The following is an 18,409-nucleotide window of genomic DNA, read 5'->3' on the forward strand; positions in this document are numbered from 1 at the left end:
GGTCGAGCGCCTCTCCGCCTGCGGTCATCGCACTGCTCCTGCGTCAGCCCTTGCCGATCTTCGGCGTCGTGCCATAGGCGTAATAGGACTCGTAGTTGTAGCCGTAACCGGCCACCTTGGCATCGTAGTGAGTCAGCACGCCGCCGATGATGTGCGCACGTGCGGCGGCCAGGCGCTTGATCGCGGCCTGGGCCGTCTTGATCCGCGTCTTACCGGAGTTCACCACCAGCAGGGTGCCATTCACGACATTCGACAGGATCGGCGCATCGGCGATGCCGAGTACCGGCGGGCCATCGATGATCACCTGGTCGTACTTCTCGGCCGCGGTCGTGAGCATCGACAACAGGCGGCTGCCCGACAGCAGTTCGGCGGGGTTCGGCGGCAAGGGGCCGGCGAGGATGACCTGCAGGTTGGCCTCGTCGGTGTCGCGTACCACTTCCGAGATATCCGCCGCGCCGGCGAGCAGACTCGACAGGCCCTGTTCGGCGCGAACGCCCATCACACGATGGAGCGAAGGATTGCGCAGATCTGCCTCCACCAGCAGCACACGCTTGCCGAGCTGGGCGAAGTTGCGTGCGAGCGTGAGCGCGGTGACCGACTTTCCTTCGGCGGCGCTCGCGCTGGTCACCAGCAATACCTTGGGCACGCCGTGATCGGTGGAGAACTGCAGCGCGGTGCGGACCGAGCGGTAACTCTCGGAGAACGCGGAGCGGGGGTCGGCGATGGCCTCGGCAACGTTGCCCTTGCGGACATTCGGCACCACTCCCAGCAGGGGCAGGCGCAGGTGCTGCTCCAGGTCCTCCGGACTCTTGATGGTGTCATCCACGAATTCGAGCGCGAAGGCGACCACGACGCCGAGTATCAGGCCGAGCAACGTGCCGATCGCGAGGTTGAGCAGCAGGTTGGGCTTGTAGCGCCCGGTGGGCACCATGGCGCGGTCGACGATGGACACGTTGTTGGTGCCGACCCCTGCGCCCGCCGCTACACCGACTTCCTTGTAGCGCTGCAGCAGGCTGTCGTAGAGCTGGCGGTTGGTGTCGGCTTCGCGCCGCAGGATGTTGTAGTCGATCGAGCGGTTGTCGACGTCGAGCGTTCGCGTGCGCAGGGTGTTGAGCTGGGACACCAGCATGTTCTCCCGGGACTGCGCGGCGCCGTATTCCGCCTGGATCGAAGCACGCACCGAAGCGCGCTCCTGCCCGATCTGCCGGTCGACCTCCTCGATCTGTCCCTGCAGCGCCTGCATGCTCGGATACTCCGGCTTGTAGGTCTGGAGCTGCTGCTGGTATTGCGCGTTGAGCGTTGCACGCTGCTGCTGCAGCACGTTGAGGATCGAGTTGCTGATGGCGCCGGCCGGCAGCGCCCCGCCACCCGACACCTGGCTCCACGCCGCCTGCGCGCGGATGCGGTCGTCCTGGGCGGCGGCCAGCGCCTCGTTGAGCGCGCCGAGGTTCTGGCTCTCCAGGCTCTGTCCGCCCTCACCACTGGCGACGATGTTCTCGCGCGCCGCGAAGGCGACCAGGGCGCGCTCCGACTCCTCCAGCCTGCTCTTCGCCAATGCGAGTTGCTCTTCCAGGTAACGGCTCGCATAGGACGACGCATCGAACTTGCGCTCGATGGCATGGGCGATGAAGCCATCCGCGACTGCATTCACCACACGCGTGCTGAACGCGGGCAGCGTCGAGTCGAAATGCACGCGCACCAGTCGGGAATTGCGCACCGGCTCGACCGTCAGGCCCTCGCGGACGATCGCAACCGCCTGTCGAAGCGCGGCGAGCTGATCGGCTTCCGCCTCGGGTTCATCGGCATCGCTGTCGGCAGCGTTCGCGCGCGGACGTAGCACCGCAGTGGCGCGTTGCCACCAGCCGGTGGCATCCAGACGTTCAATCGTCGCAGCGTCGATCGCCAGTTCGTTGGCGACGCGCTCGGCGAGGGAACGACTCCGCAACAGCTCGTACTGCGTGGTCAGGAAGTCCGGCGCCGCGGCCTCGGCGTTGCCGACCCCCTCCACCTGGAGGATCTGCACCGATTCCCGATCGATCTGCAGCACTGCGGTGGCCCGATAGATCGGCGGCATCATCAAAGTGACGATCAGCGCCAGCGCGACCACCGCCGCGAGAATGCCGAGTACCAGCCAGCGGCGCTTCACGAGGAGGTGCCAGTACGCGACCAGATCGATCTCTTCGCTGTCCTGGCTGCGCTTGTCGTCGAACATGTCCACCGCAACCGAACGGGGATCACTCGACTGCAGCGATCTGTTGACGTTGGTCGGCCGTTTGCGGCCGTCGTCGTCGGGTGGAATCGGAAGCTGATCGTCATCCATTGCCGTTCCTCGTGAATCGGTTCAGAGGGCAAAAAACAGGCCGAGTGCTGGAACCACGCGCAGAAACTCGCGGAAAGCGGACTTGCTGCCGGAGCGTTCGATCACGATGACGTCATCGCCATAGATCTGCGGGTCGGGCATGTCGCCGCGCCGCACGGCCGCCACGTCGAAGGCCGCCGCCATGCGCTCCCCGTTGACCTCGCGGAACAGCACCACGCCTTCCAGATCGGCGAATTCATCCAGGCCCTCCGCCATCGCGATGGCCTGCAACAGGCTCGTGCGACCCGTCAGCGGATAGATGCCGGGCTTCTTGACCGCCCCCTCGAGCGTGACGCGCTGGCTGGTGTACTCCTTGACGAAAATGCTCACCTGCGGGTTCTGCAGATAGCCTTCGGCGTAGCGGCTCCCAAGTTCCTGCTCGAGCTCGGGAATGGTGCGGCCACCCGCCATCACGCTGCCGACCAGCGGCACGTTGATGAGCCCATTGGAGTTGACGCGGGCCTGATGCTTGAGTTCTTCCACCCCGAACACGCTGATCTCCAGCAGGTCCTGGGCACCGACCCGGTAATCGGTCGCGCCCTCGTAAGCCCCCGAGGCGGTGGTGGTATCGGGCGGCGGCAGCACACGTCCCATCTTCTCGTTGTGCGCGGCACGGTTCGAAGATGCGCACGCGGACAGCGCGAGGGCGAACAGCAACGCCAGCAGACCTCGGGACATGCCTTTCATCGAACACCTCGAAGGGATCGGGGGGTATCAACCGGTACGCAGGAACCTGCCCAGAAAGCCACGCCGCGCGGGGGGCGCCGCTGGCGCCTGCAGTGGCGGCAGCGCGTCGGGCGGGCGGTTATCGAGGATGCCGGAGGGCCGGGTCTCCACCATATGCACGGCCTCCTGCGGGCCGACCAGCTTTTGAGCTGCGTCGCGCGCCTCGGCCAGAAGCGGCGGGCGACGCCTCGGATCGTGGGCATCCGTTGCCAGGATGTGGCAATGGCCTTCACCGACAAAACGATCCGCCCAGTATTTCGGCCGGCGCCCGTGCCGCCCCGTGAGCGCGCCCGCGGTCACCTGGATCCAGGCGCCGCGGCTCGCGGCCAGAAGGAACGTCTCGTAATGCTGCTCGACCCACGACAAGCGCTCCGGATGCGTGATGACCGGGACGATTCCCGCAGTCAACAGCGCGAAGAGCGTGTCGTCGAGCCGCGGGGGTGCAACGTGGTGCGGCGGTTCGAACAACAGGTAACGCGAACCGGCCAGTGTCGAAATGCGTCCGCTGCGGACACCTTCGATCAGGCCGTGATCGAGATGCACGTCCGCCCCTTCCACCAGACGAAGCGCGATGCCCTCGCGATCGAGCTCGGCCTGCAGGGCGAGGATTGCGGCGCGGATGCCCGGCCCGGTGTTTTCGTAAAGGCCCGGGTAGATATGGGGGGTGCATGCGGTGACCCGGATGCCGTCCGCCACGGACATGCGCGCCATTTCGAGCGACATGGAAAGGCTCGTCGCCCCATCGTCGATGCCGGGGAGCATGTGGCAGTGCAGATCGAACATGAATGGCCATCCGCAGCCCGCGTCAGCCCATCATGGGGTCGGCATGAAAAAGCGGGGTGAACGCGGCTGCGAGGACCTGTTCACGATGGACCGCCAGCTAGGCGTGCTCAAAGCTGATCTACGTCGCGCTTGCTGCCGCGTGCCGTAGGCCGCGGCTTCGTCACGACCGTGCGCCGTGCGGTGTCAAGCCCGGGGCCGACGGAGGCCTGATCGGTGTTGAACCGCCTGGCAGTTGCGATACGCCACGACGCCTGCGGGATGAGGCAGTCCACGGGCGCCCGGTGACCTGCCGGCCTCTGCAGAGTCGCCCACCTCGGATGCTCGGCGACTGCCCGCTTCCCTCTCGGCGCTGCGATGAGTCGATGACAGCAGCAGGTCGAACTGCAGCGCGGAGACACTGGCCCGGCTTGCGCCTCAGTTGTTCCGACGCGTCGCGCGCGAAGAACCCGGTTTGCCGAAGCTCGAGGATGGTCGCGGTTCGCGAGCTGTGATCTCACGAACTCCTCCGCGATCGCGGCAGATCACCGGCGGCATCGGCGTGCATGCAGTTGGCGCGCAACCATGCCGGAGTCGATGGACATGGCTCCTACAATGGGCGGACCTGTAGAGGACTTCATACGTGAAAATCGCCAGCTGGAACGTGCAGTGAGGAATCACGAGAATTCAGGATGTCTCACGACGACGACATAAAGCGTTTTAACTCAGTCGCTTAAGTCGGCTACTTAGCTCAGCGGGGTCCAAGAGAAGTCACTGCATCCAATTCGCGTGGGGGTATCCCTGGGGGTATTCTGGAGGCCCCAATGCTGGCTGCCCACCATGCTGACCGCCGTCCAGATCAACGCGGCCAAGCCCACCGCCAAGGCCTACAAGCTGTCCGACAGCGGCGGCCTGTACCTGCTCGTGCAGCCCACAGGCGCCAAGCTCTGGCGCTACAAATTCCGGCTCGGAGGCGTTGAAGGGCTCGACGCGCTCGGAAGCTACCCCGAGGTGTCACTGGCGGAAGCACGCAAGGCGCATGGCGAATCCAGGCGGCTAGTCGCAGAAGGCATCAATCCGGTGCTTGCCCGGCGGGAGCGCAAGCAGGCCCTGATCCAGGCCACCCTCGTGCGCGAGAAGGGCTCGTTTGATGCAGTCGCCGCCGACTGGAGGGCCGCCACAGCGCACGGTCTGCGGCCCTCGACCATCAGGCAGCGGGAGCGGGAGCTCGCCAAAGACCTGCTTCCGAAGCTCAGGGCCCGGCAGATCAAGGACATCACCCGGGTCGAGATCACCAACCTGCTGAAGGCGATCGAGAAGCGGGCTCCTGAAGTCGCGCGCAACCAGCGCAACCACCTGTGGGGCATCTTCGAGTACGCCATCGACAGTGGCCTGGTGGACGCCAACCCCGTCCCGTCGATTCGCGTGCTCAAGAAGCGCGCCCAGGAGAACCACCCCGCACTAACTCCGGACGAGATCGGCGCCTTCCTGCGGGATCTGGATGATCGCAGCCGCCTCAACGAACAGACGCGGATCGCCATGCTGTTGGTCATCCTTACCGCCTGCCGCAAGAACGAGATCATCGGCGGCAGGTGGGAGGAGATTGACCTCGAGGCAGGAGAATGGGAGATCCCAGCCGAGCGTATGAAAAACAAACGACCGCATTGGGTGCCGCTCTCGAGTCAGGCGATCGCGCTGCTGAAGCAGCTGCGGGAGTTAGCTCACGGCAGCTCCACCCTCCTCTTCCCGAACCGCCGCGACCCCAAACGGTCGATGGCCAACCGCACGCTCAACGCGGTCATGGAACGACTGGGATACAGCGGCAAAGGGACACCCCATGGCATGCGTGCCAGTTTCAGCACCCATTTTAACGGTAACAACGAGGACCCGGATGTGATTGAGCTTTGTCTAGCTCATACCACGATGGGAAAGACACGCGCGGCCTACAACCGCCATCAGTACAAAGACGAGCGAAGAGAACTGCTTCAAGCGTGGGCAAACTGGCTGGACAAGCAACGCAAATCTCGCGATTGAGTCATGCGGTCCGGCCCTAGATCAATTTTGCCAATCCATCCACGATAAAGTGCTCAGACGATCGAAATAACTAGTCGCCTGCCGCCGAACGCCAAGCTTCGTCAAAATACGCATCGCAATCGGGACAGATGACATTCGTAACTTGCTCAGCCAATGTCTCGTGATATGTCAACTGGGTGCCATTCTTGAACAGCGGTCGTGAACAAACGTAGCAATGCGTTCGAATAGATGAGCCCTTGCATGCCCCGCATAGGAGAGTCCAGCTCACCCCCTTCTTAGTTTTCTTACCTCGTGTGGAGCCAGGCCCAAGGGCCTGGCCGCAATGCACACAAAGCCCCGAGGCTTCCCATTGTCCGTCGCGTACCGTTTGCGGCTCGGGCGTGGCTTCTTGCAACGCCATGCACAACAGACGCTTCACGTTTTCCGAAGCTGCACGGCGTGACGTTCCAGCACGCATCTGGATCCAACCTCTGCGATGCGCGTGGCGCGCCCCATAATCACAATGAGAACCCCAGCCCAATGGCGACGCTCGAGGATGGACTGTCGAGCTACAAGGTTGAAGGATAAAAACTCTGGCATTTGGCACAGCCTCGGCGTACATCTTCTGTTCGATGAGTGAATCCAGCTCGCTACTAGGGCCCTGAAGAGGCCACGAAACGCGGAACTTGGCGTCCAGTACCAGACCGCTGGTATGCGGCTGCTGCGAAAGAGAATCTCGTGTGCTCACCCAGATCAATATATCAGGCCGAAATCCAAGCTTGGTCACACATTGATAGCCAACGGTAATCGCCGTTTCCAGGTCCGTTCGGACAAACTTGAATCGCACATTGTGGAGCCCGCCAATCGACGCCTTGACCAATCGCTCGGCCCACCCAGGCTCGCCAATGAACAGCAAGTCTTCTGTGAGCACCATGCACACCCTGAGCAGGCACCACTTCTCATAGATGTCGCTGGCATGCAGGATGCCGATTCGTCTGAGCCCGTCGAGCGCACCAGGGTCGAGCCCCCCCGCACGAAACAAGGCCTCAGCCTTGCTGAATGCGCGGAGGCACGAGGCGTAGTTTGGATTAGAGACGTAGAGCATCCCCATCGGAAACAGGGAATCGCTTCCAACGCCCATGGAGGCAAGGGATGCGTCCAGCAACTTCAACTTTCCTAGGATTCGCTCAATCTCACTCAGGGCCATTCCATTCGAAGTGATCTGCGATTGAGCCGCTTTTGCACGACGCCTTGAAACCTCAGCTTCCTGAGCCAATTCGCGCCGCTCTGACGCTCCGATTGGTACGAGCCATTTGTTCTCCACCAAATTTGCTCGGCGGCTCGCTCGGTGCTCCAGAACGGACGTGTGAGCCGTGACCTTGATGACGGACGTAAACTTCAACCTCAGGAAACTCTTGCCCTTCTTGTCAGTCTCCTCTTGCGATGTAGCTACGCCTTCAAAGGTGAAATGCTTTCCCACGTGCAGCACTGTGCCAACTAGCCTTGCAACCTGGTCTGGAAGGTGGACAACCCGATACGCGAGCGGGTGTTGCGGGTCCCTCGGTCCTCTATCAGCACGCTCGTAGAAAAATCCGTTACTCCTTCCATACGGACCGCCAAGGACTATTTCAAATGCCCGGATCTTTGCACCTTCTGGCACATCGTCCCAAAGCGAGTTTTGCAAAGCGGCGAGGCGGGAGGCCAGTGACTCGGTTTGGGCGTCGAACAGAGCCTGATCCACCGTGCGGCAGGTGGCGGCAATATTCTCTTGTGCACGTTGCTCTTCCTGGTCACTTAGATCCCGCAGGAAACGGTTCCCTGTCGACACACCGGTAGCCCATGCTTCGGCCCAAGTAATACAAAGTGCAAGCGTGTGGCGTAAGTACCTATTCTCAGGCGTGTCTGCAGACTCGTGCCGCACCCTCCCCGGCAGCGATCGAGCACCAGGGTTGACTGCGTACCGACGGAAGGTTGCTGCAGTTACGCGCAACCTACTTATCGGTACCTCATCCACGGTCTCGCGGATAGCGCCGGCGGGAGACGCGACGATCCGACTGGCAGCCTCCTCTAACGAACTAAGAGCCTTCACCAACTTCTCGCTGCCGACTTGTACTCCACCTAGCGCGGTAGCCCCTGCCGCGTCGTTAACAATCATCCATAGAAGGCTCCCGGTGAAGTCATTCACGTAGGCCTGGATGTCAGTACTTCCCGCATCGGACAGGCGGTTGCGGACGCGCAGTAGCTCTCCGCCAATCTCAAAGACAAACTCACCCGCACTGCGCCGCAGTTCGCTCACATGACGCCTGCTCGCGGGCTCCCAGCCGTCGCTGAGTACCCACCATTCATCGTTGCTAGCCGGATCTGCGATCGGGAGCAACGGTCTCCGCGTGACACCCGACAGCAGAACGGGAGGCGACCCAACTTCTGCTGCGGGTCCCACTCCAAGCTTTAGGCCAACCCAGGCGTAGCGATCTTTGAAGATCATCGTCTCTGCGACGTGTTCGTCGCCGCTGCGTTCGATGGAAATCGGCGCTGGTGCCGACTCCACTTTTCTAGCGCTAGCCGGATTCCGCCAATCGATGGAGAGGTAGCGCAGCTCGAAAGACGGTGACATCAACGCGCCCAGAAGCTCGCAATTCCATGGTTGGCCTCTGCACGCACCCGCATCTGCTCTAGGCGTTCGTTGGCGCCATCCGTCACCTGATCGCCTTCGAGCTGGAGCTTCTCTTCGATGGACTCCGCCATCCGCCTCAGCAAGTCTCCTCGCTTCTCCCCACTTGGCGCAGTCCTAGCCACGTCCACAACGAGTTTGGGCAGCACCTTGTGCATCAGCACGTTGTTCAGCGCAGCGGCTGGGCCCAGGCCACAATCCTGAGCCTTTTCCAGGTAATGCGCGGATTGACGGATAGCACGCAGGCCAAACTCGACCCCCAAAGGGTCCAAAAATTTGCTGGAAAGATGCGCCAACCAGGCTACTTCTGACTGGCTTCTATCAAACGGTGGGTAACTAGCGCGCACGCCAAGATCAGTTGCGCGCATCCTCACCGGAAGCGTGGTGTCAAGGTCAAAATCGACGAGCGAATTCTCTTCCTCCTGCCAGTCTACGAGAACAGGATTCAAGAATCGCAGAACGTGCACCCGGTCCAGTATCTTTGGCGAGAGGTAATGAGTCGTCTCGTCCACGTTGATAGCACCGATGATCCATACGTTGGACGGGTAACGGAAGCCAGGTGGAATTCTGATAAGCGTCGAAACAGAGCGACGCAGCCGAGCGTGATGCGATAGCAGCGTATCCGACTCTTGGAATCCGGCCAGCTTACGGAGTTGATGACTCGCCTCGTCGTTCAGGAGGATGTCCTCCAAGGTCGCATCCTGGCCTAATCCAGTACGACTCCGCGCCTCCTGTTCCAACGTTAGGAAGAGGCGGTTATCTAGCGCAGTCTGCTGCTCCTCGTCGGTGCTATACAGATGAATCCAAGGCAGTGAGTCCCTGGATTCCAACAGGCTAAGGAAATCTGCGAAGTAGTACTCCACTCGCGCCAAGTTCATCTCGTCCAGACAAATGAAGTGTGGCACACCAGGATTCCTAGACGCCTCCAGCAGTGCTGAAAGAAACTGCGTTGGGTGGAAGCGCTTCTCAATGGGGTTGTAGTAGCCAAGCAGGTCCTCGGAACTGGTCCAGTTCGGCTTCACTGGCACCACCGTGCACTTGCCTCCGAGCGCCTCGGCCACTGACTTGACCAAACTGGTTTTGCCAGATCCCGAGTCGCCTGCGAGCACAATCAAGTCATTCGTACGCAGCAACGCCAAGTAATCTTGCAGCTGTGCTGACGTGTAGTGCATCCCTCGCCTCCAGAGGTAGGACTGCACGTAGGACGCTAGCTGCTTCCAATTGGCTCCTAGGTCCTCGCTGAAATCATGTCCGGAACGCTCGTCGACCTCTGTCTCGGACGGAAACAGGCGCGTCATGTCAGCTGGATCTATCAGCCGCAACGCCACCATCCGCTCGCCCTTTGCCTTGATCAGAGCCTCCAGCTCAGTCAGCTTCTTGTCCAACTCCGCTCTCCTCTTGGCCGCGCACGCATCAATCGCGTCAACCTTGGCGCCGCCTTCTCGCAGCTGACGCTCGAGTTGGGCGATGGCTTCTGCCAACGTTTCTTCTGTGGTCTTAGCTTCCGCCAGCTGCGCGCGGACGTTGTTCAAATCATCTTGAGCCGCACTGGTGTCACGCCGCAGCTGTGCGTCGATGGCTCGGCGCGCAAGATCAGTAAGGAGCACCGCGGAGTTGCCCTCCATCTGGTGCACGCCCCACTCCTTTGGCACCCGATCCAGGGGTAGCATCGTCCCAGCTCGGACACTGCACGCGAGCGGGTCATCCCGCTCCTGACGACGCTCTCGCGGTGAACATTCGAGGGCGGCGATGGCATATTCCACGTCGCCACTTCTTGTTAGCAGGCGCTGCAGCTCTTGGGGCGGAATGAAGATGCCTTCATGCACGCGGCTGTTCTGCGAAGGCGCAGGTAGCCGACGGCCACTTTTGGGATGATGCAGGTCCCTAAGGAAGCCATATCCGCCTTCCATGCGGTTGACGCGCCCGATTACGCACAGCTCTCGCATCCCGCCCTGGTCCCACTGCGCCCCCAGAAACGCCATGACCTGCGCCTCAGGCCACGCGAACGAAGGCGATGACTCTAGCAGTGCATCGACATCGCCCGAATCCCCTGAAGGGCCCACTTCTTTCACCATCATCCATCGTCCGTTGGGCTACTGATGCCACGGCAGACCGCCCACGGCTTTCGCACCACCTATAAAGCTGCGCATAGTTACTTCCAGCGCTGTCAGCTGACAGGGCGCCTGCTTGGCCCTCAACCAGACGCCGGCAAGAGCCCCCCTGGCTCAGCTCCACGATAGCGGCTACGCAGCAGCTCCGCCGCCTGCCGAAGCGCCTCGTACTGCTCCCGCCTCGCCCGTCCCTTGGAAGCAAGCCAGCCGGAGCCCACGCCCGCCAGCAGGCCCAGCCACCACGTCTGGGTCACAACCATTGCTACCTTGGCAGCAGCGCCCGCAGCGCCCACTCGCGCGCCCCTGGAGCCCAGCTGACTGGCTCGCTCAACCCAGGTCATCTTGGGATCCAGCATCAGCGAGAGGCTGATCACAGCAAGGCCCAGTACCGACGGCATCAGGTCGCCCAGACCGAACTCCACGCTCCCGGCCGCAGCCTGCTCCACTGCGGTCTGGAGCGAAGCTTCGGTGATGCCACTGTTGCTCACACGCTCCGCCATGCCCATGGCAAGCAGCTGCGCGTGGACCTCGCTGGTCGACACCACATCAATGCCCGGATAGCGCTCCAGCGCGTCCAGGACGTACTGCGCGGACTCGGTCGCCTTGGCCTGGACCGCATCCACGATCTGGCCCTGCTCATCCAGGATGCGGATGTCCCACCCGGACTGCGTGGCGGATCCCGCCAGATCGGCGTGCAGGCCGTCGGGGAGGCCGCCGTTGTTGAAATGCTCGACGAGTTCGACTTCGAACAGCTTGCCCTTCACGCCGGACACGAAGCCTGGCAGCGATTCCGCCGGGAGGCGTGCAACAACGTCGGCGAAGCTCTCTGTCGTCGCGACACCGGGATAGGCCAGCTCGAATGCCTGCAGGACCTCCGCCGGGACCTCATCTGGATGGTCCAGCACATAGGCGAGGGACACTCCGCCCACAACGAGCAGGTCGAGCAGCTCGTCGCGCCGACGAGCTTCCTGCGCTGACTGCACACGTTGCTCAAGACGTTCAGAGTCGCGTCGGATCCTGTCCCCATACTCCGCAATCTCGCTGCGGAGCTCGTCGAGGTCGTTGCGGCTCAGGGCGACGCTGTCGATCGCCTCCGAGACAACCGAAGTGCCTCCGAGCGCGAAACCTCCGGTCGCCGCGCCCATCGCGGGGGCCGCACGGGTGGTCAGCTCACCGCCGACACGGATCCCGGCCCCAGTCAGCGCGACCCCCTTACCAAGCAAGGCGCCGGCGCCAGCAGCAGCGCGGCCCAGTGCGTCATTCGACCCGGCGGCTCGCGCCTTGAGTTGCTCCTCCGCGTAACGGCCCACCTGATCGGTTGCGGCTCCTGCCTTGGAAACGGCCCGTCCGGTCGCCTCGATGGCAGACCGCACGCCTCCCGAGATCGTGTCTTCGTGCTTGCCGACGTAGCGAGCCACCCCGTAAGTGGCGTCAGCCAATCCCTTGATGGCGGTCTTGCCCACCTTGATCCATTTCATCGGCTCCCCCTGAACCGTCGTCGTGCCGATACTGGAAGCCGGGTTCCCCAAGGTCAAGGCTACGCGACTGCCCCTCGAGAGGGACAGCCCCACGACACGGACTACGACCAGTCATCGGACCCGAACGATGTCGCGGAATCATCGGTCCAGCCGGTATCGCCCAGCGAGATTTCGCTGTCGTGGTTGGGGAAGTCGTCGCTTGAGGAGAAACCGCTCGCGTTTCCATCCGTATCGGTCCCGGCGGGACCTCCTGCAACGATGCCCAAACCGGTTGCCGGGTTGACGTACAGGTCAGCGGCGTCGGAAGAGTCCAGCTCGGCGGCGGGAACAAACGCACTGACGTCGCTGTCCCTCCACCACCAATCGTCAGCGGGTTCTTCCAGCGGCGGGAACAGGAAATCCTGGGGCTCCTGGAAGGGATCACCGGCGTCCAGGCGGCTCAGATGATCCAGCTCGAGGGGATCCAGTCCATCCCATGACGGGCCTGGCTCAATGTCCTCGTCCGCCGGATCCACCCTTGGTTCCAGGGTGGATCCAACCCCTTCGTTGGTGCCGTTAGGTGCAAGCAACCACAGCAACACGCCCAGTCCAAGGAAGAGCAGCATCGAGCCGACCATCGCACCCTCCAGAAGGAAGTACCGAAGCGGTACATCTCCAGAATCGCGGACTTGTCGGCTCACACAAGATGGTCAAGATTCCCGCAAACTAATCCGGCCGTGATTCCCTCACGGGATCATGCACTTGCGCGACATCGCAGCAGGGGACGCCTCGTCAATGGTCGAGATTCCGTAGACGACGGCGATACGGAAACCCTGATGCACTTCAATCTCAACCACGGGAACGCTCGGCCCGCGAGTTCCTCTTGAGCTTCAGACAGTTACGGCGAAGTGAATCTCGACCTTCACAGTGCGAAGCTTTGCAGCGACATGCGTCTGCCCTGTTGCTTCCGACCGCAACAGCACGAAGAAATCCGCGGATAGATCGAGGAGTCGCTCCATAGAGATATCAGGGTGCTGCCCCCACCTGCTACATCGGGACGCCGTCCAGCTAACGCCGAGCGCTCTCTCTGGAGCGACCCAGTCACCCCTTAGAGATAGTAATCTCCGGGAATGGGGGTCGAAGAGAGAGGCAACTGACCATCACGCCTCCGGCGCCGACTCCCGGATCAATCGCGCCACGTAGCCCTCATCCTCGTCGAACAGGATGTTCCGCTCGGCCATCTTCTGGCGGCTCACCTTCCAGTGCATCTCCATCTCCGCCGCGGACGTGCCGGAGACGATGTAGCTGCGCAGGCTGACGTCCGGATCGGCCATGCGCGCTTCGATTTCCTGGATGGTGCGGTGGAACTGGATCTTCGGATCGTCGATGGTGTCCAGCTGGCGGATGCCCTTGGGGTCGACGAAGCTGATCCGCTGCTTGCTGCCGTCGATGCGCCAGACGATGAAGTCGGGATGGAAGTTGCCGGCCTCGAAAAAGCCGATACCACGGCCTCGGCTCATGTTGCGCAGCAGGAAAAGCGGTCGGTCCTCGAACTCCTCCGGATGTGCGGCGCAGTAGTCCTTCAGCCGGCGAACGAAGCGCATCTCTCCGTCGTTCAGTGACACCGGCCGGACGGTGATGTTGGCGCCGCTAGCCTTGATCAGCGGTTCGTACAGGTGACCCTTGAACGACATCACCTCCAGCTTCGCCTGGCCGCCGCTGTACGCCTTGTCGGCCACGCCAGCGCGCCTGCGGAGCTCGTCACCCAGCTGCCGCAGCTGGGTGATCAGCGCCTCCTCGGACTTCTCCACCGACACGCGGTACACGCCCTGCTCCTCGCCCACACCGGCGCCAGCCTCGGGGAAGTTGGGGTCGCCTGCGTCCAGCTCGGCATATTCCAGGTGTGGCTCCTCCCAGCCCTTCTTGCGGAAGCTGTAGTAGCGCTCGGCGTACTTCCTCAGCAGCGTCTCGGCGATCTCCTGCCAGATCGCCACCTTGGCGAAGCTGTCCATGGCCAGCATCGATTCGGGGATCAGCAGGTCGTACCAGTCGGTGTCGGCCAGCAGGCGGTCGACGGACGGGCGGGGAATGTCGAAGTTGTGCCAGCCACGCTCGTTCTTGAAGCGGATCAGCTCGAACCAGGCGCGGTCCAGGTCCAGCAGCGCCACGTGCCGGGCCTGCAGCTTGTTGCGCTCCAGCTCGGCCACGCCGTCGCCGCCCGCTAGGCCGACGGCCTTCATCGCCTGGATCTTCGGGTACCAGTTGAGCTGCACCCGGTTGCGCAGCAGCCAGTGGTCCGCTTCGCCCTGCGGTGGCGCGAGCTGCGGGACCGGCGCCAGCTGGCGAAAGGCGACGCCGAACGCGGTCCGCACGCCGTGGATCTCGGGCTTGAGCCGGATGATCTTGAGCTTGTGCGTGCCCAGATTGCGCAGCACCGGCAGCACGATCTCCTCGCTGTCCTGGTCCGACGGCAGTCCTTCGTCCTCCAGGAACTGCTTGAACTGGGCCATGTAGTCCGCGTGGACGCCGAACACGTTCAGCGTCTCCAGCAGCTCAATGTGCCGGGGGCGCTCCACGCCGGCCGGCAGGCGCAGCGCCTTGCTGCGCTTCAGGCTCCAGCCATAGCCCTTCAGGCGCACGCCGCGGCCGAACAGCTGGATGATCTGGGCACCCTCGCTCTGGCCGATCTTCATCAGCCCCAGGGTGCTCACGCGCCAGGAGTTCCAGCCCTCGGTGAACTTGCGCGAGCCGATCAGCAGGCTGATGGCGTTGTCGCGGTCATTGATCCGGCGGAACAGCGACCCGGCAAAGTCGCGCTCCTCGGCGATCAACCCGGGCGTGGCGTTGCACAGGTCGTACAGCTTCTTCGCGTCGCCGACGTTGATCACACCGAAGGGGTCATTGTTGCCCAACTTCAGGGCCAGCTCGCCATCGGCACCCTTCAGATACTCCACATGCAGGGCGCCGCCGCCGGGAGCATTGAACAATCGCGTGCAGATGTCGGCGAACAGCTCGGTGGCCGACTGGCCCAGGCTCTGCAGGTAGCCGAAACGGTTGGCGAACGGGTTCTGGCCGGAGGCAGTGGGCAGCCCCTCGCCGAGCAGCGTCGTGATCGTCCGCTCCGCGCGCGCGCGCGCGCTGGTGAACCGGGACAGGAACAGCAGCACCTCGGTCACGTCGGATACGTCCCGTCCGCCCTGCTTGCGCACGGCGTTGACGCTGCCGCCAACAAAGATCCACAGCGGCCGCTCCAGGTTGAAGTCGCGCAGCAGCGCCTGCCGGTCGTCGAACAGGCGACGCTGCTGGTACGCCGCCAGCAGACAGGCCGTCAGGTAGACATCCAGACCCTGCTGCTCGGTGGCATCGTCCAGGTTGAGGATCTGGTAGTCCTTGCCGTAGCCGTCTCCGTAGAAGTAGCGATACGAATAGTCGAAGACGATGCTGCGGGCGTAGCGGCGCGACAGCGGCACGCTGTCTTTCACCGCCTGCTTGAAGGTAGCCGAGTACTCGAACGAGAAACCCTTCTCGCACAGCTGGTCGCGACGGGACAGCCACTTTCCCGCCTCTCCGCCAGAGGCGCCGCGGTGGCCTTCGTCCACCAGCACCAAGTTGCCGGTCTCGAACGCGTCCACCGCCACGGTCTTGTCGCCCATGTCGTCGGCCAGCTTGTGGATGTCGATGATCTCCACCGCCTTGCCGGCGAACAGGCCGCGAGCGCTCTTGTCGAACAGCTCGGCCTCGATACCCGCGGCGGCGAACTCCTGCAGGTGCTGGTGGCTCAGCCCTTCGTTGGGTGTCAGCAAAACGATGCGGTTGAGCTCGCGGCCGCGGCCGGCCTGTGCCAGGTGGTGCTGGTACTGGCGCAGGTTGAGGTGCATCAGCAGGGTTTTGCCACTGCCGGTGGCGCACCAGAGGGCCAGCTTGTTCAGGCCCAGGGCGGCGTCGCGGCCCTCATCCAATGGGGGGAGCTGCTGGCCCGCCTCCTTGCCGGCGTTGAACTTCCCGATGTGGGCGTTGAGCGCCTGAGCCAGCGCCTGCGGGTCGCGGAAATAGCGGTCCAGGTAGATCTCGACGAACAGCAGGGCCAGGTATTGGTAGTACTTCCACACCACCGGCCGCTCGCGGCGCAGGCTGCGCTCCGCGTTCAGCACCAGGGTGTGGCGGACGATGTTCTGGTCGAAGGCCAGCAACTCGTCGCGGGTGACGCCGGGCAGTTCGCCGGTGATCTGGTTGACCATGGCGTGGTGGAAGCGATGGACGTTGTTCTCATCCAACCCTTCCTCGCTGTGCTCGTTGAGCTGGAAGCGCTGCTTGAACGCCTCCAGCAGCCGCACCCTGCGGCCGCCCTCCAGCGGGTAATAGCCGTCGGTGCTGTGCAATCCGAACAGGCCAAACAACCACTGGTTGAGCACCAGCGACTGGGTGAACTCGGCCGTCTGCGCCGCACGCGGGCGCCGCGCAGGTGCTGTACGGGTGGTTGTAGCGGCCGTACTGCCGCGGGGGCGTCCACGCGGCATCACAGCACCTCGAACCAGCGTTGGATCTTGAGCGCCATCAGTTTCCGGCGCTCCTCCAGGAAGTCGTCGTAACCCGGAATTTCGCCCTCCAGCATCGCCTCGGGAATACAGTGCGTGCGCAGGTTGGCTCGCATGCCTTCCAGATCGATGATGCCGCCAAGCCGCTTCGCGCCGCCGTTGCATTGCTGCGCCAGCTCAGCAAAGTAACTTTCCGGCGCCTTGGCGCCGATGGCGATGTTGATCTCGCTCTGGGCCAGCACGAAGTTGGCGATCTGGTTGTACTTGCCCCTGGACAGGCCTTGGCCCTTGAGATGCTTCTGCGGATAAACGTGATGCACGTCACTCCGATTCAGCAGCAGGTCCTGAACAGTGATGTCCCGCGACAGGAACCCCTTGTCACCAAGCTTCACCTGCGCCGCCTGGTAGGCCATGAAGTACGGGCTGCTCGACGACGACGTATCCATCAACTGGGGCAACATCCCGGTCCAGAAACTGGCCGGCAGCTCGTTGTCGATGACCGAATCGGTGTACTCCATCAGTCCGCGGGCTTCGATCTGACGGATGTCGAAGTCGAATGCCGTTTCCGGTGCCCCGGTGTAGCGCCGACGCAGGATCGACATGGCGTACCAGCGCCTGACCAGGCGCTCCAGGTCTGCGGCAGGCACACCCTCGGCACGTCCACGCAGGTAGACAATGTAGGCGAAGTTCACCGCGTTGCGGCCGCGGATCAGCTTGCTGGTCACGAAGCCGGCCGAGCGCAGGATCATCGTCATGCGTTCGAAATGGGTCTGACTGATAAAAGCCAGTACGCCGTTCCTGAGCTTGCCGAAAGACTCCTCGGCGATGGCCTCCTCGAACTGCTTGGTCTCGAAATTGCGGCCGGACAGCAGCGCAACCAGGTCCTGCAGCTTGCCTCGACCGAACTCCGATGTGAATGCAACTCGCAACATGTCGGTGTAGGTCGGGTCGTAGATGTCGTCGTTGGCATCCTTGAGCCAGCGCATCCTGGGCAGGAACTCGGATTCAGCGAACGCCTTGTCGGCTTTCTCGATACGTGCGAGGAACTCGGGGGCCACCGTCAGGTGGCAGAAATAGTCAATGGCCTTGCGCAGCGTGTTGCCGCCGAAGGTCTCATTGACCGCGATCTTGGACATGGCGAAGTCGGCTTGTGACAGCTCCGTACCGGCAGAGTTCACGCGGATGAAGATCTCGGTCACCGTCTCGATATCGAGGTCGTCGGAAAGCTCAATCACCCCCACGTGGTTGTTGATGACCTTGCGCAGCCGCTCAAGTGCCGCGAATACGGCGTCCTCGTCCACGCCCTCGTTATGCGCCGTGTAGTCCCTGGTGATCTGCAAGAGCTTGGCTTCGGGCGAGAACACGTCTGCGATGTCGTGTACCCAGGCGACATCCTTGCGAATGGCCGGGTTGCTCACTTCAAACTTCTCGGCCTGTGGATTGAAGGCGATCCGAATCCGGACGGTCTCGTAATCCTTGGTCAGGACCTCGCGCCCCAGCAAAGCCGCCATCAGGGCAGTCACCCGCTGCTGGCCATCGATCAGGATTCTTTTGCCGGCGGACGACGTGCCGTCCTTGAGCTTGACGGTCGGGTTGCGCCAGGCAATCAGATAGCCCACCGGGTAGCCCTGGTACAGCGAGTCCAGCAGATTGCGAACCTTGGTTGCCTCCCACACGAAGGGGCGCTGGATCTCGGGAATCGCGATCTCGCCTGATTTCACCCAGGTCAGCAGGGTTTCGATGGGGTGCGGAGTCACGGAATAGCGCTGGGTCGACAT

10 protein-coding genes are annotated in these 18,409 nt (G+C 62.8%); 1 reads left to right on the plus strand and 9 read right to left on the minus strand.

The annotated features are described in order from the left end of the window. Positions 1–43: 43 nt before the first annotated feature. From CNR27_RS00780 to CNR27_RS00790, 3 genes are read right to left on the minus strand one after another with little or no spacing between them, the layout of a single operon-like run. Complete coding sequence (locus CNR27_RS00780; protein WP_096296498.1) at positions 44–2,320, minus strand: GumC family protein; 2,277 nt, start codon at positions 2,318–2,320, stop codon at positions 44–46. A 21-nt stretch (positions 2,321–2,341) separates the two neighbouring features. Next, positions 2,342–3,016, minus strand: coding sequence for a polysaccharide biosynthesis/export family protein (locus CNR27_RS00785; RefSeq protein ID WP_179948206.1), 675 nt, complete (start codon positions 3,014–3,016; stop codon positions 2,342–2,344). 57 nt (positions 3,017–3,073) lie between these two features. Further along, positions 3,074–3,868 carry a tyrosine-protein phosphatase gene (locus tag CNR27_RS00790; protein ID WP_096296500.1) on the minus strand — a complete coding sequence of 265 codons (795 nt, stop codon included), beginning with the start codon at positions 3,866–3,868 and terminating at the stop codon, positions 3,074–3,076. Positions 3,869–4,684: 816 nt separating this feature from the next. Between CNR27_RS00790 and CNR27_RS00795 the strand changes: the two genes are divergently transcribed. Then, positions 4,685–5,878 carry a tyrosine-type recombinase/integrase gene (locus tag CNR27_RS00795; protein WP_096296501.1) on the plus strand — a complete coding sequence of 398 codons (1,194 nt, stop codon included), beginning with the start codon at positions 4,685–4,687 and terminating at the stop codon, positions 5,876–5,878. A gap of 70 nt (positions 5,879–5,948) precedes the next feature. Here CNR27_RS00795 and CNR27_RS15105 read toward each other — a convergent pair whose 3' ends face one another. The 6 genes from CNR27_RS15105 to CNR27_RS00820 all read right to left on the minus strand — a co-directional run bounded on the left by CNR27_RS15105 (position 5,949) and on the right by CNR27_RS00820 (position 18,409). After that, positions 5,949–8,471, minus strand: coding sequence for a DUF2357 domain-containing protein (locus CNR27_RS15105; protein ID WP_157745169.1), 2,523 nt, complete (start codon positions 8,469–8,471; stop codon positions 5,949–5,951). After that, positions 8,471–10,603, minus strand: a complete 2,133-nt coding sequence (locus tag CNR27_RS00800) for an McrB family protein (RefSeq protein ID WP_222843114.1) — start codon at positions 10,601–10,603, stop codon at positions 8,471–8,473. Before CNR27_RS00800 ends, CNR27_RS15105 begins: the two co-directional genes overlap by 1 nt. Positions 10,604–10,722: 119 nt before the next feature. Then, positions 10,723–12,117 carry a hypothetical protein gene (locus CNR27_RS00805; protein WP_096296502.1) on the minus strand — a complete coding sequence of 465 codons (1,395 nt, stop codon included), beginning with the start codon at positions 12,115–12,117 and terminating at the stop codon, positions 10,723–10,725. Between the two features lie 101 nt (positions 12,118–12,218). Continuing rightward, positions 12,219–12,734: a hypothetical protein gene (locus CNR27_RS00810; RefSeq protein WP_096296503.1), complete on the minus strand. Its 516-nt coding sequence runs from the start codon at positions 12,732–12,734 to the stop codon at positions 12,219–12,221. A gap of 522 nt (positions 12,735–13,256) precedes the next feature. Next, entirely contained in the window at positions 13,257–16,613 is a 3,357-nt protein-coding gene (locus CNR27_RS00815) for a DEAD/DEAH box helicase family protein (RefSeq protein ID WP_096296504.1), read from the minus strand. Continuing rightward, positions 16,613–18,409: a GmrSD restriction endonuclease domain-containing protein gene (locus CNR27_RS00820; RefSeq protein ID WP_096296505.1), complete on the minus strand. Its 1,797-nt coding sequence runs from the start codon at positions 18,407–18,409 to the stop codon at positions 16,613–16,615. Before CNR27_RS00820 ends, CNR27_RS00815 begins: the two co-directional genes overlap by 1 nt.

It is taken from the genome of Luteimonas chenhongjianii, assembly GCF_002327105.1.
GTDB lineage: Bacteria > Pseudomonadota > Gammaproteobacteria > Xanthomonadales > Xanthomonadaceae > Luteimonas > Luteimonas chenhongjianii.